15 protein-coding genes and 1 pseudogene are annotated in these 14062 nt (G+C 42.6%); 8 read left to right on the top strand and 8 right to left on the bottom strand.

Translation table 11 applies throughout. The features are described from left to right. Positions 1-117 precede the first annotated feature (117 nt). Complete coding sequence (locus GSF13_RS01095) at positions 118-903, top strand: DUF6279 family lipoprotein (RefSeq protein WP_174169281.1); 786 nt, start codon at positions 118-120, stop codon at positions 901-903. A 6-nt stretch (positions 904-909) separates the two neighbouring features. Here the strand turns inward: GSF13_RS01095 and GSF13_RS01090 are convergent, their stop codons facing one another. The 3 genes from GSF13_RS01090 to GSF13_RS01080 are packed head-to-tail and all read right to left on the bottom strand — an operon-like array spanning position 910 to position 2621. Then, entirely contained in the window at positions 910-1551 is a 642-nt protein-coding gene (locus tag GSF13_RS01090) for a flavin reductase (RefSeq protein ID WP_174169280.1), read from the bottom strand. A gap of 7 nt (positions 1552-1558) precedes the next feature. Further along, positions 1559-2284, bottom strand: coding sequence for an SDR family NAD(P)-dependent oxidoreductase (locus GSF13_RS01085; protein ID WP_211865687.1), 726 nt, complete (start codon positions 2282-2284; stop codon positions 1559-1561). After that, positions 2277-2621 (bottom strand): DUF393 domain-containing protein, encoded by a 345-nt coding sequence (locus GSF13_RS01080; RefSeq protein WP_249122656.1) that lies wholly within the window; start codon positions 2619-2621, stop codon positions 2277-2279. Before GSF13_RS01080 ends, GSF13_RS01085 begins: the two co-directional genes overlap by 8 nt. Before the next feature lie 170 nt (positions 2622-2791). Between GSF13_RS01080 and ppc the strand changes: the two genes are divergently transcribed. The 3 genes from ppc (at position 2792) to cdd (ending at position 6919) form a co-directional block, all read left to right on the top strand. After that, positions 2792-5425, top strand: a complete 2634-nt coding sequence (gene ppc, locus GSF13_RS01075; protein WP_206471938.1) for a phosphoenolpyruvate carboxylase — start codon at positions 2792-2794, stop codon at positions 5423-5425. A gap of 266 nt (positions 5426-5691) precedes the next feature. Then, complete coding sequence (locus GSF13_RS01070; protein WP_223192100.1) at positions 5692-6009, top strand: hypothetical protein; 318 nt, start codon at positions 5692-5694, stop codon at positions 6007-6009. A gap of 43 nt (positions 6010-6052) precedes the next feature. Next, on the top strand, positions 6053-6919 hold the full coding sequence (gene cdd / locus GSF13_RS01065; protein WP_010605329.1) for a cytidine deaminase: 867 nt from the start codon (positions 6053-6055) through the stop codon (positions 6917-6919). A 26-nt stretch (positions 6920-6945) separates the two neighbouring features. Here cdd and udp read toward each other — a convergent pair whose 3' ends face one another. Further along, positions 6946-7704, bottom strand: coding sequence for a uridine phosphorylase (gene udp, locus GSF13_RS01060; RefSeq protein WP_010605330.1), 759 nt, complete (start codon positions 7702-7704; stop codon positions 6946-6948). 378 nt (positions 7705-8082) lie between these two features. On the opposite strand from udp, the gene GSF13_RS01055 reads away from it, so the two are divergent. The 3 genes and pseudogenes from GSF13_RS01055 to GSF13_RS01045 all read left to right on the top strand — a co-directional run bounded on the left by GSF13_RS01055 (position 8083) and on the right by GSF13_RS01045 (position 11155). Continuing rightward, entirely contained in the window at positions 8083-8862 is a 780-nt protein-coding gene (locus GSF13_RS01055) for a DUF2189 domain-containing protein (protein ID WP_010605331.1), read from the top strand. 296 nt (positions 8863-9158) lie between these two features. Continuing rightward, a pseudogene (locus GSF13_RS01050) lies at positions 9159-10270 on the top strand (arginase family protein). Between the two features lie 174 nt (positions 10271-10444). Continuing rightward, a complete protein-coding gene (locus tag GSF13_RS01045; RefSeq protein ID WP_174169276.1) occupies positions 10445-11155 on the top strand; it encodes a transporter substrate-binding domain-containing protein in 711 nt (236 codons plus the stop codon). Positions 11156-11171: 16 nt separating this feature from the next. Here the strand turns inward: GSF13_RS01045 and GSF13_RS01040 are convergent, their stop codons facing one another. Together GSF13_RS01040 and GSF13_RS01035 are read right to left on the bottom strand one after the other, a co-directional pair. Next, the gene (locus tag GSF13_RS01040; RefSeq protein ID WP_017216709.1) at positions 11172-11414 is read right to left on the bottom strand and encodes a VF530 family protein; all 243 of its coding nucleotides are present in this window, start codon (positions 11412-11414) and stop codon (positions 11172-11174) included. Between the two features lie 32 nt (positions 11415-11446). Beyond that, positions 11447-11728 (bottom strand): DUF1496 domain-containing protein, encoded by a 282-nt coding sequence (locus GSF13_RS01035; protein ID WP_010605335.1) that lies wholly within the window; start codon positions 11726-11728, stop codon positions 11447-11449. 60 nt (positions 11729-11788) lie between these two features. On the opposite strand from GSF13_RS01035, the gene GSF13_RS01030 reads away from it, so the two are divergent. Next, entirely contained in the window at positions 11789-12019 is a 231-nt protein-coding gene (locus GSF13_RS01030) for a TIGR02647 family protein (protein ID WP_010373121.1), read from the top strand. A 74-nt stretch (positions 12020-12093) separates the two neighbouring features. On the opposite strand, the gene maiA is transcribed toward GSF13_RS01030, so the two are convergent. Both maiA and hmgA read right to left on the bottom strand, forming a co-directional pair. Then, positions 12094-12720 carry a maleylacetoacetate isomerase gene (maiA, locus tag GSF13_RS01025; RefSeq protein ID WP_029215796.1) on the bottom strand — a complete coding sequence of 209 codons (627 nt, stop codon included), beginning with the start codon at positions 12718-12720 and terminating at the stop codon, positions 12094-12096. 8 nt (positions 12721-12728) lie between these two features. Further along, positions 12729-14024 (bottom strand): homogentisate 1,2-dioxygenase, encoded by a 1296-nt coding sequence (hmgA, locus tag GSF13_RS01020; RefSeq protein ID WP_211865683.1) that lies wholly within the window; start codon positions 14022-14024, stop codon positions 12729-12731. Positions 14025-14062 lie beyond the last annotated feature (38 nt).

The following is a 14062-nucleotide window of genomic DNA, read 5'->3' as shown; positions in this document are numbered from 1 at the left end:
TGCTAACTATGTTGTTAGTTATTCTAATGCCAGAAACACAGATTTACAAAATACAAATCTAAAATGGCAGATACTGCGTTAATATAAGGTAATAAAAACAAAAATTGAGGCTATGGGATGAAGAAATTAATAGCACTGGCGCTATGTTTACTGTGTTTGGCTGGATGTAGTCAAAGATTGGCCTATAACAACTTAGGATGGTTAGCGAGTTATTATATTTCCGATTATGTTGAGCTGACGGATGAGCAAGAGGAAAAGCTGGAGGCTGATGTAGAATCTTTGGTTGCGTGGCATCGACAGTCAGAGCTACCAAAATACAAATCTCATATCCAATCACTGTTGAAGCACTGGCAAACCATGACAGAGAGTGACATGGTGCATATGGTGTATACCACAAGAAACTATTGGTATTCCGTCGTTGAAGCCGTATATCCCAAGTTAGAAACACACCTAAATTCGCTTAACCGTGAACAGCGAGAAATGCTGATAGCCAACATAGAAAAAGAAATGTTGGACGATGACTGGGAGGAAGGAGACCAATTTAACCGCTACGAGCGTTGGCTTGGTGATTTGAGTGATAAACAAAAGGAGCTTATTAACGAATATTACGAGCAAGGCGAGTTTGCGCGTCAGGTTTGGCGTGCACATGAACAAAGACGATTTAGCCAGTTTAAACAAGCCATGATACTGAGCGGAGTCGAGCAGGTTTCACCTGAGCTGTTGCAGCAAGCGATAGTTACTACACCCACAGCGCTGCCTGAGCGCATCCTAGATATTCAAGCAAGGCGAATAAAAGAGTATGCAAATCTCGCTGTGAAACTAAAAGGCACCATGAGCGACAAACAGAAGAAGCACTTTAAGGAAGAGCTCGAGGAATTACTTGAGCTCTTGGAATCATTGTAGAGATACCTAGCCAAGTAATTTAATTCTGGTTGGCTTGTTTGGTTTAGCATACTCCAAGCGATTAATACGCTTGGTACTGTGATAGCCGTCTAAACTGGAAATCGCGACACAGTCGAGCGCCTCTATATCGATATAGCCGTCCTCGAGTAGAGCGTTTTCTTCAATGTGAAGAGACTCAATTTCGCCTATTACCAGCTCGGTATCGTTGAGCTTGATGATTTGGTGCTCTTTGAGGCTAAGCCCGTATTTTAATCTGCTTTCCTTGACGAACGGAGCTGGAAAAGCATTTAAATACTCGACGGTTAAACCCGTTTCCTCAAATTCAGATTGATTCTTTTCATATCTGGCTGAGGTTTGATGGGCTGCCGTATAAATTTGAACATTAACTTGATTGATGGTGTATTTTTCAGTCGCTAAGATATTTTCCAATGTGTGCCTAGGTACACTATGAGGCCTAAAAATCACACCCACGAGCGCCGGGCTGGCACCGAGGTGGAAAACGGAGCTGACGATAGACAAGTTTTCTTGACCTGTCTCATCAACCGTTCCAATTAAGTTAGCGCTTTTGAAGCCTGATAGTGAATTTATCATCAATGCGCGATAACGCTCGTCTAAGGTTTTAATATCGTTACTTGAGAAGTGTTTCATGCTGTGTTCACCATCCAATTAATTTATTTTGCCAGTCAACATAGCTCACCGTACCATCAGGATGACTGTTTGCGATGATGCCACTAAGTTGATGTGCTACAAATTCTGGCGTAAAGAGTTTTTCGTCCGGGACATTGGCTTGAAAAGGTTTTGAAAGTGGCGTGTCGGTAGTACCTGGATGGAACAAAATGAGCTTAATGTTTTTTGCTCGACGCGCAAGCTCGACTGCTGCGGTTTTAAACATCATATTAAGCGCAGCCTTTGAGCTGCGGTAGCTGTACCAGCCGCCCATCTGGTTGTCACTGATGCTTCCAATACGGGCAGAGAGTGCTGTAACTACGCATGACTGCTTACCTTTTAAGACTGGCAATAAAGCTTGTAACCAAAGCATGGGGATCATGGTATTGATATTAAACAGCGCCATGCTGTATTCAAGATCAATGTCCTCAAGCTTTTTCTCTGGGAATGTATCAAACTCGTCATGGAGTAAGCCATTAAAAATGGTGACGCTTTTAATCGTTAACTCTTGCTCGAGAATACGGCTCGCAACTTGACGAATTTGTGTTTTAGAATAATCACACTGAAAATGCAGGTTATTGGCATGTGAAGCCGTTTTAGCTTGCCTAGACACCGTGATCATTTTTACGTCGGGATTTTGTTCGGATTGCGCTTGTATAAAGGCATCAGCGATCGCTGAACTTGCACCAATCACTATGATGGCGAAGTTAGTCACGATTGCAATCTCCACTATTTTGTATACTGCATTGATTTGGGACCAGAAGTTTAGAAATTTTCATTCTGTGCCTTGCAAAAAACAGGTAAACGCCGTCTGCAATTGTTCGGATGATGGGTAATCTTAATAATTTGATCCAGCGATGTTTGCCAACGTGACTCCAAGCCGCTGCGGTAACATCTAGTCCTAAAATAAGCTTACCTTGGTTATCATAACCGTGGAGTTTAGCCATAGCTGCTTCATGCTCTATCTCAGGAAACTCGCTCGAGAAGCGATCATCATGAATATTCACAAAATCAATGTTATTGTGTTGATCGAAATGCTTAAGTTCATTCATTTCTCTCACACATAGCGGACAGTTACCATCGTAAAATACAATCATTCGCTCACTCGAATAATACTTATCTTTGTCATGTTATTACGTTAACGTCTTGAAAATAGATCGTTCGCAAATCAATTTATTCTCGGTATAGTGGAGTTCGAGTATCTTTTCATCAAGGAGATTGTATGACTGAGCAATACGCAAGCCTACGTAGTAATGTGAGCCTTTTGGGGCAGATGTTAGGGCAAATTATTCAACAAGCGCAGGGTCAAGAAACATTAGACAAAGTTGAAGAAATTAGACACCTAGCAAAATCCTCTAGAAGCGGTAATGATTCAGATAGGCAAGCGCTGATTGACACCTTACGTAGCCTAAGCGATGAAGCGCTACTTCCCGTTGCTCGCTCATTTAATCATTTCTTAAACCTGGCGAATGTCGCAGAACAATTCCACACCATTTCAAAATCAGGCTCTCCAGACGGCGTGATGATCGAAGTCGATAAGGCGCTTGATGAATTGCAAAGTAAAGTTGATGCTGGTGCGCTGACACTAAACGAAGTTGCAGATGTAATAAGCAAACTAAAAATCGATTTGGTGCTAACTGCTCACCCGACGGAAGTAACACGCAGAACCATCATCAATAAACACGTTGAGCTGAGCGAATGTTTAAAAGTGCTTGAGGTGACCTCAGGTGAGGACCCTGTCTACGATGAGGTCATTGACCGCATTGAGCAGTTGATCTCACAAGCGTGGCACACAAGCGATATTAGAGAAAAGCGACCTACGCCGCTGGATGAAGCAAAGTGGGGATTCGCGGTTATTGAAAATAGTCTTTGGGAAGCCGTGCCTAAGTTTGTTCGGTATTTCAACGCCCAAGTGAAAACGCGATTAAATTTACAACTACCCGCCAATTTTAGTCCTATTCAACTCACTTCTTGGATGGGGGGCGATAGAGACGGCAACCCGTTTGTTACTTCTCATGTGACGCAATCTGTGCTTGATCACGGCCGCTGGATGGCGCTTGATTTATATCGTCGAGATCTAGAAATTTTGGGCGCAGAACTCTCTATGAGTAATGCATCCGAAAGCTTTATAGCGCGAGCGGACGGCAGTAATGAACCTTATCGTTATGTACTAAAGCAAGTACGCGCTGAGGTAGAAGAAACCATTGCAGCATTGGAATATAAAATCAAAGGCACGCCCTCTCATTATCAGGACAAGATTAAACAGGTATCACAGATAAGAGAGCCACTAGAGGCGTGTTATCGCTCGCTGGTTGATTGTCGCATGGCTAATATTGCCGACGGTTTGTTGTTAGATGTATTAAGACGAATTGACTGTTTTGGCGTGTCTTTATGTAAGTTAGATATTCGCCAAGATTCCGCCAGACATACCGAAGTGTTTTCTGAATTAACACGCTATTTGGGTCTTGGTGATTATGCTCAGTGGCAAGAAGCAGACAAGCAAGCTTTCTTATTAACCGAGCTAAGCTCGAGACGACCGTTACTGCCACGTCATTGGCAACCTTCTTCCAATGTCCAAGAGGTGCTAGAGACATTTGCAACGATTGCGGATCAAGACCAAAACGCACTCGGCATTTACATTATCTCGATGGCGCAAAGTGCCTCTGATATTCTTGCCGTGCATTTATTACTCCAAGAAAGCGGGTGTAAATTCAACTTACCGGTAGCCCCGCTATTTGAAACACTGGATGATTTAAACAATGCGCAATCAGTGATCAGCGGGTTATTTGAGAACACTTGGTATAAAGGCACGATTGGTGCCAAGCAATATGTCATGATCGGCTATTCCGACTCTGCAAAAGACGCAGGGATGATGGCGGCAGGATGGGCGCAGTATGATGCAATGGAAAAGCTGGTTAACCTTGCTGATGCGAAGGGCGTTGAGCTGGTGCTTTTCCATGGCCGTGGAGGTACGATTGGTCGAGGGGGGGCGCCTGCTGCACAAGCGCTGAGATCTCAGCCTCCTGGTTCGCTAAAAAGTGGCTTGCGAGTGACCGAGCAAGGCGAAATGATCCGCTTTAAATTTGGTTTACCTAAAGTCGCGATGCAAAGTCTATCTATTTATACCAGTGCGATTTTACAAAGTAATTTGTTGCCGCCCCCTCGACCCGAACCTAAATGGGTAGAGGTAATGGAGACGATTAGTGAAGCTTCCTGTAAAAAGTATCGCAGTATTGTTCGAGAGAACCCTGAGTTTGTTCCTTACTTTAGAATGGCAACGCCAGAACAAGAGCTGTCTAAATTACCGCTAGGCTCGAGGCCTTCTAAACGTAATCCAAACGGCGGAGTAGAGAGTTTGAGGGCTATTCCTTGGATTTTTGCATGGAGTCAAAACCGCTTGATGTTACCTGCTTGGCTGGGGGCGAAAGAAGGTCTTGAAGCTGCCGTAGAAACGTTTGGTAAAGACATGCTGCAAGAAATGAGCGCAAAGTGGCCATTTTTTAGAACCCGTTTAGAAATGCTCGAAATGGTATTCTGTAAAGCCGACCTTTGGCTCAGCGAGATGTATGATGCAAGTTTAGTTAGTGACGAGTATATAGGCCTAGGGGATGAATTAAGAGACAACTTACAACAGGCCATCGAGCTTATTCGCGGTCTTGCGCCAGAGTCGTCGCTGTTGTCACAGCAACCTTGGATCAAAGAATCGATCGGGCTGAGAAATCCGTATACTGATCCACTTAACTTGTTACAAATTGAGCTATTAAAGCGTGTGCGTGAAGAAACCAATCACGATTTGGAACTGGCACTCATGATCACGATGACAGGGATAGCGGCGGGGATGCGCAATACGGGTTAGTGCAACAATTTGAACAATCTATTTTTGTAAAATTTTACATTTATAAGCATAATAGCTACAAAACCAATCCTAATGGATTGGTTTTTTTATTTTGATTGGTTTTTTATTAGTATATTTATTGACAGTAATTCTCATTGATTTAAAATGCGCGGCTGGTTTTACCAGTCGTTTTATTTGTTTTATTCAAGAATTGTCGGTTGATGGGTCTACGATACATGCACAAAATATCTACTAGCGTCACATTTGATGAGTGTAATGATCTGATTATGATGAAGATCAGAGGCATTGCGAATGCAAACGATGTGGTCTCAGCATACGAGAAAGCCAATCTATACGCAAAAAAGCATAATAGTAGCAAAGTATTAGTAGATGTGAGTGAACTTGAACACCGCTTCGCCGCAATTGATATTGTGAACATAATGCCAAAAGTTGCGCACAATATTGGCAATTTACATATTGCACGCGTCGTTGGTTTTGAAGGTTATATGCATGATCTTTTTCTACAGAAAATTAAGCGTTTTAATATCAGCGCTGAAAACTTTGAGTGTTTTAAATCTGCAAGAGAATGGTTGAGTCGGCTGTAACTCTTGCGTAAACTATCCTGCCATAGATAAACATGACAACAATATGGCAAAGATAGAACCATCAATAAAAAGTGCGTTAACGCAATACGCCATCGCCCATCGTGGAATATTTAGTTATTCCCAATTAGTACAATATCAAAACCGCTTTCACTTATCTCGATCTGAGCTTGAGGCTGCATTACTTGAAGTTGCAGCTGAGTTTGCTACGCCTCCTATTTCACAATTTTATGTTGGTGCCATTGCTTGGGATGATAAATCGCAACAAGCGTTTTTAGGCGCGAATTTAGAATTCTCGCATCAGGCGCTTTCTTTGGTTGTTCATGCCGAGCAAGCGGCAATTAACAATGCGTGGTTAAATGGTGCAACGGAAATCTCTAAAATGACGATTAATGCCGCGCCTTGCGGATTTTGTCGTCAATTTATGAATGAGCTAAGCACGGCAAAGGAGCTTGAAATTTTATTGCCGACAGGCAAAACCTCGTTGTGTGACTTGCTGCCGACTTCGTTTGGTCCGGACGATCTGGGCAACAGTGAAAAGCTCTTTTCTCAAGCGCAACATCTTGCTGCGAATGAAACATCGCCTGCATCAATCAGTGCGGCGCTTTATCGGCATTATCTGCGCGCTTATTGCCCCTACACACACAACCAAAGTGCGGTGGAAATTAAACTAGACACTGGTGAGTGCTTTTATGGGCGTTATGCTGAAAATGCGGCTTATAACCCAAGCTTATCGCCATTACAAAGTGCACTAAGTCAATTAGCTATGTCGGGTAAAGTATTATCTGAGGTAAATGTCGTAGAGATCACTTTGCTAGAAAAACAGGGCAGTGCTAATCAGTTGCAAGTAAGCTTAGCGGTTTTAAAGGCATACAATGCCGAGCATTTGCTTACACATATAGAGATTGAGTAACCACTCAATCTCTACGTTTACTGCTACTACTTCGAAAGTAACAGTTCAGCTGCTTTTAAAACTGCAGTGACAGCTTTCTTTTCAACAGCTTGATGGTCGACATTAGGAATTTCTTGGCGTGTTCTGTTTACCAATACGCCTGCAAGACAAGCTGCCTTCAATCCAAGTGCTGCACACATGGTAAATAACGTCGCAGATTCCATCTCATAGTTCATCACATTAAGCTTTTGCCATTCTGCACACGAACCTTGATACGCTTTTCTGACGTAGCCTGAGTATGTGTCGTAACGTTCTTGCCCTGGGTAGAAAGTATCGCTAGACGCAGTGATCCCAACATGGTGAGTAATGCCCAACGATTCACAGGCTTGTACCATTGCTGAAGTGGTATGAAAATCAGACACAGCAGGAAACTCGATAGGCGCAAAATGCTGGCTAGCACCATCTAAACGCACTGATGCCGTGCTCACCAAAATATCACCTTCATCGATATGTGGTTGAATGGCACCAGTCGTACCTATGCGTAAAAAGGTAGTGATACCAAGCTGTGCTAATTCTTCAACGGCGATTGACGTAGATGGGCCGCCTATACCAGTTGAGCAAATTACCACAGGACTTTCATTTAAAAAGCCAAGGTAAATATGAAATTCGCGAGTTTGTGCTAAGCAGACTGGAGAGTCGAGATATTCAGAAATGCGTTTTGAGCGCTCGGGATCACCCGGAACAATTGCTAGTGAAGCGCCTTGTAGGTCGGCTTTCGTAAGACCTAAGTGAAATACCTTTTCCATAGTAAACCTTAGTTATAATTAAAGCGTAATGTTTATAGTTAACGCCTATCAAGTACAGGACAGATGTCCTATTTAAGTGTGGCGTGTTTAAATTATACCAATCGTATTAAGTAAATGAGCTATTTTGAAGCGGGAAATAATATTAGTAGCACCGCTCTCGCGTCCTGCTACCGCTTTGGCAACTAAATCCATATAGGCAAGGCAAAAATTTTGCTATTTAGTTGTTCTAAATAAGAAATTTTTAACGAAGCTTGTATGATATTTTACCCGTTAAATTGGTTAGAGAATTAACGCAGTTGGTATTATAGCTCAGGATAGCTTGCGGGATTGTCGATGTTCCACTAAACCTTAACATGAGAGCAACAATGAGGAATGGTTATGCCTGCTACACATTCTATAAATAAAGATAACGAATTTGCGCGTTGCTTTGAATGCAACAAAGTTCCAACCTTGGCACCGTTTCACTGGCTTGCATTAGCATTTAAAGATATTGCGAATGCACCATTACTTAGCCTAGTGTATGGACTTATTTTTACCCTAATACCTGCTTTTATCATGTGGTTAGTGTACCAATCAGGTACCCACTTGGTAATTCTGCCTGCCGCTGTCGCCTTTGCACTTATTGGACCTGCTTTCGCAGCTGGCTTGTATGATGTTGCGTGGGAGTTGGAAAAGGGCCATAAACCAACGTTAACGCATAGTCTTAAATCAATGTTTCGTAATCCCGCTGGCGAGTGGGGGTTTGCGGTGTTACTGATGGTCATTATGATTGTTTGGATGCGCTTAGCGGCGCTTATCCATGCATTATATCCAAATGTTCCGAATCCTACGTTTGAACAGCTTTCGGCATTTTTAGCACTCGGCTCGATAGTGGGAGGCATTTTATTGGTGTGTGTATTTGCAATCTCAGCGTTTACGCCACAAATAATGATGGAGCGCCGAGTGGATATTATGACTGCGGTAATAAGCTCAATGCATGCTGTGAAAGAAAATGTCGGCGCTATGGTGGTATGGTGTGGGATCTTAGTGTTCTTGGTGATGCTTGGGTTTGCAACTGGAACGGCTGGGTTTATCGTTATTATGCCGCTGCTAGCGTACGCAAGTTGGCATGGCTATATCGCTGTAATTAAAACAAAAGTGCCACGCCACTACGAATAACTAAACACCCTCTATGAATAAACAACCGTAGCATCAATGAGCATTGTTGGTACTGCGGTTGACTTCTTATTTGAACCTGTTATATGTGCTGCAACAACGACCTAATGAACAGTCAATGTCTTCCGAAAACGAAGTTAGAGATCAAGTAAGTCTTTTGATTTATAAGGATTTTTATTTTTAATTTGTCGTTTTTACTCATTTTAAGCCAATCGTATTTTGAGTGTTTCGCAATATATAAAGCGCAATAGGGAAGATTTTTCTGGGTCGCATGATTATGCATATAAGAGGGGATAGCGATGTCTGAGAGCAAAAAACAATTCCATAAAAAACTTGAGCACTGTTTATGCCCACCGGGAGATGGTGTGTTTACAGTAAACACAGCGAAAGAAAGAAAAGACGCGCTAAGACGAAAGCTATATGGACAAACAGAAGGTGTCGATACTTTATGGAAAGCGTCACTGGAAAAATTGGGCGAAAGTGAACATAAAGCGGCAATTCTTGGGATCAGCTCAGATTGTGGCGGTGGTATTTTACGCGGCGCCAACTGGGGCCCGTTATTTTTGCGTTCGACATTAATTGAGCAACAGCCGCAAACGAGCGCGTTTGACCTTGGCGATGTGCGTGTTATTCCACATTTACTGCACGACAAATATTTAAACGAGAGCACGATCAGTAATTGTCAAAAGGCACTTTATGCTGACCCAGAGAGTGAGTATTACGTCTCACCATTATCTATTACAGAAGATGTGTGTGATGGCTTTTACGAAAATTACCCAGATAAAGGCGTGTTTGGCATTGGTGGCGACCACTCAATCAGCTACCCGTTAACAAAAGCGTATCTTAAAGCAAAGCGTGCTCGTGGTGTAAAAACAGCGATTATCCATTTTGATGCTCACACGGATTTACTTGTTGAGCGCTTAGGTATCGATTTATGCTTCGGCTCTTGGTGTACGCATATCCTAGAGTTTTTGCCTGCACCCCATCATTTAGTACAATTTGGGATCCGCTCGAGTGGCAAACCTAAGTCTCATTGGGAGTCTACATTCGGTGTTAAGCAGCATTGGGCTCATGAGATCAGAGAGCGTGGTGCACAAGCGATTGTAGATGAAGTTATTGCACAGCTAAAGGCTGACGGTGTTGAAGAGCTTTATGTTAGCTTTGACATTGACGCACTTGATGAAGAGTTTGCTTCTGCAACGGGTACTCCAGAGGCAGGGGGATGACTCCAGACGAAGCGATGTTAATTCTACAAGCGCTGCGTGGTGAGTTTAAAATCACAGGTGCAGACATGATGGAAATAGCCCCATTTACCGACAGCTCTCTTGTTGGACAAACGAGCTCAGAAACCACGCTTAAAGAAGGCGCTAAGCTGAGTGCGTTTTTAATTGATGCTATCAACAATAGCTAAAGCAACTAAATAACTAAACAGCACTGTGATAGGCGAAGGCATCTTTGTCTATCACTCATTCACTTCAATAAGTTACCCATAACCCGCATTCACAAGCAGCTATTCTATCTCTTTAAAAATTGCTCAACCTTTAAGTTAAGACTATATTATTCAAGTAGCTATGGGGAGAGTTTCATGAAGGGTGCATACTCTTTTGGTCTTTGTATTTTACTGACGAGTTTCAGTGCGCTTGCCTATACGCTAAATATTGTCACTGAGAACTTTCCTGACTTCCAATACCTTAATGAAAAAGGGGAGCTAATTGGGCGTTCAGCGGATAAAGTTAGGGCAGTGCTTGATGACTCAGGCGTTGATTACACCATCAACGTACTTTCATGGCCTGCAGCCTATAATGCCGCATTAAGAAAAGAAGATACCTGTGTGTTTTCAACAGCCAGAAATACCATTCGCGAAAATGAGTTTAATTGGGTATTTCCAATTGATACGTTTACCACCTCTTTTTATGCACTACGTGAAAGCAAAATCAAGCTGAATAAATTAGAAGATGCTCAAGCTTATCGAACTGCGGTGATCCGAGATAATTTTAGCCACCAATTTTTAATGGAGCATGGTTTTCAAGAAGGGAAACAGCTTATCCTGATTAATTCTTTTGATAAGGTTTTTGAGCTACTCAAGACGCGCAAAGACTTTGTTGATTTGGTGATATTAAGCGATGCTCAGTTTAGGTTTCGAAGTGCAAAAGAGCAAACGGCTCAATTACTTGAGCCGGTATATACATTAGATCAGTTTAATACGTCTCTTTACCTAGCCTGTAATAAAAATGTTCCCAAGCATATTCTTGAAAAGCTCCAGGAAACTTACAACGTGCTTTATGTAGCCAAATAAACTTAGAGAAAACGGGTTATTTTTTTATATCTGGCCACTGAAAGCCGTGGAAGGTATCTAGATACAGTTGCTCCACTTTGGTTCTTGCCCAAGGTGTGCGACGCAAAAACTTGAGACTAGATTTAACGCTTGGATTATCTTTGAAGCAGTTGATATCTACGGCGGCTGCCATTTCTTTCCAGCCTAGTTGCTGTTCAAGTTTTACAATAATTTCTTCTAACTTGATACCGTGAAGGGGGTTATTTGCTTGGGTTGTCATCTTCTACTTCTATATAACTTTAGATATTACGCCTAGTTTACCCTAATTTTATCCGAAATTTCAGGTCTAATTGGTGCCCCAGACGCGTCAGCCTTTACCCACACAAGTTTGCCATTGTCTTCGTTGTACTTTTTCGTTGCACAGACAAACAGCATGTCAAACTGTAGCAATAGTGCGCCTTCGCTATATGACTTTCCTTCATACCAACAGACTTGCTTTGGTATTTCTCCATATAACCTTAAATCAGCGGGCGTTGTAGCCAAAACAGGCAGTGAGATCAAATTAACAGTGATTAAACAAATTAAAAACTTCATCAAATTTGGTTTTTTGAACTAGAGTGTTAAATGACTATAGAAGAATAAGGAAAAATGACAATGGCATTAGACCAAAAATTGTTGGATGAGTTGACCTTACTAGCTAGATTTCCAAGACATAGTTTGCATCAGGGGATAAAAATTCATAGCAGCGCGCCTGAAGGTATACAAGGTGCCGCGATGCGGCTATTTGAAAAAGGGGTCATTGACAGCCCCGATGGGGGTTATTTGACTGATCTTGGTCACGACCTTATTGGCCATTTTGATCATGTCTATAGCGCGTTGAAATAACAAACGTTCATTTGATTGAAAGAGTGATATGCTTAGCATGTCACTCTTTTTAGTTGGCTTATCGTTTACTAGCCTTATTGTGCGTCTAATTGATTTTCAGGCGCCGCATCAGAAAACGCATCAAGCGTATTACAATATTCGTACACTCGACTGATCTTAGGAAATGCAGTCATATCAACTTTAAAACGCAGGGCATTAAACACTTGTGGTACTAAACAAACATCCGCAAGTGTGGGCTCCGTGCCAAAGCAAAATTGACCGTCGCCTATCATAGGCTCGAGCTTTTTAAAGCCTTCGATAACCCAATGGCGATACCACTCATTTTTTTGCTCATCAGATGCACCTAGCTCACTTGAGAGATATTTAAGTACACGCAGGTTATCGATAGGGTGGATATCACAGGCGATGGCGTAGCAAAAGTTTCTTACCTGCGCTTTTTGCCAAGGATCTTGTGGTAGCAATGCTTGGCCTGTTTGGGTTTCTTCTAGCCACTCTAATATCGCTAAAGATTGTGCAAGAACGCCATGCTCAGTTTCAAGCGCCGGTAGCAATCCTTGACCATTTTTACTTAAATATGCCTCGCCGTTTTGCTCCGATTTAAGCAAGTTTACAGGGACTAATTCATGCTCTAATCCTTTAAGATTTAAAGCAATACGCACACGGTAGGCTGCAGATGAGCGAAAATAAGTATAGAGTTTCAACATAATCTTTATGCTCCTTTAAAGTACTTTTTAATGCCTTTCCAGCAATCAGCATAGTTAGGCTGACGTGCTTTGCCTTCTAAAGCATACTTAGTTGGAGAGATAATGTAACGTGACTCAAACATAAACGCGAGTGTGTTTTCATAGCGCTGTGGTGCAAGCTCTGCGTTGCTCGCCTTTTCAAATACATCAGCTTCTGGCCCATGAGGAGACATACAGTTGTGTAGACTCATGCCACCTGGCACAAAACCATGTTCTTTGGCGTCGTATACCCCTTCAATTAAGCCCATAAACTCACTCATGATATTACGGTGATAATAAGGCGGACGGAATGTATTTTCTGCCACCATCCAGCGCGGTGGGAAGATCACAAAGTCTACGTTTGCAACACCTGGCGTGCCTGATGGAGAAGTCAGTACAGTAAAGATTGACGGATCTGGGTGATCAAAGCTTACGGTGTTCATTACGTTAAATCGTGCTAAATCATATTTGTATGGGGCGCTATTACCAGTCCATGCAACCACATCAAGTGGTGAGTGGCCAATCTCACAGCGGAACAAATTACCATTAAACTTTGCAACGAGTTCAAAATCGCCTTCTTTGTCTTCAAAGGCGGCAACGGGGTATTGAAAGTCACGTTCGTTGGTATAGCCATTCGCCCCAACGGGGCCTCGTTCAGGCAATATATAAGGGTGTCCGTAGTTTTCACAAATGTAACCACGCACCGTATCGCTTAAAAGCTCTACACTGAATTTGATACCTCGAGGGATAACGGCAATCTCACCTGGTTTAATTGCGAGTTTTCCACACTCTGTGTGTAAAATGAGTTCGCCTTGCTGTGGGACGAATAACAGCTCGCCATCCGCATTATAGAAGTAACGACCTTCCATCGATGCGTTAGCAACATATACATGAATACCAATCCCGCTTTGGCCATTGGCACTGCCGTTAGCTGCCATCGTCACTAAGCCATCGATAAAGTCTGTTTTTTCGTGTGGTATATCGATAGGGCTCCAGCGCAACATAGAAGGGGGGGAAACGGCTTCAGTTATTGGTGCTGTGCGCAATAGGCCATTATCCATCGCTTCATATTCACCTTGTATAACAGAAGGGCGAATACGGTAGAACCAATTTCTACGATTATCAGCACGAGGCGCTGTAAAAGCGGTGGTGTTATATTGCTCCGCATAAAGGTCGTATTTTACTTTTTGCGGTGAAAACTGACCAATAGGCAAAGCGCCCGGCAGTGCTTCACTTTCAAATTGATTACCAAATCCAGTTAAATATTGAAGTTCTTGGCTCATGTGTCTCGACTCCTTTGTGTTTTATAGTAAGATACTCT

Origin of the sequence: Pseudoalteromonas sp. M8, assembly GCF_018141365.1 — a bacterium.
Classification (GTDB): Bacteria; Pseudomonadota; Gammaproteobacteria; order Enterobacterales; family Alteromonadaceae; genus Pseudoalteromonas.
The sequence above is the reverse complement of the archived record's forward strand: the minus strand, read 5'-3'. Positions and strand labels throughout refer to the sequence as shown.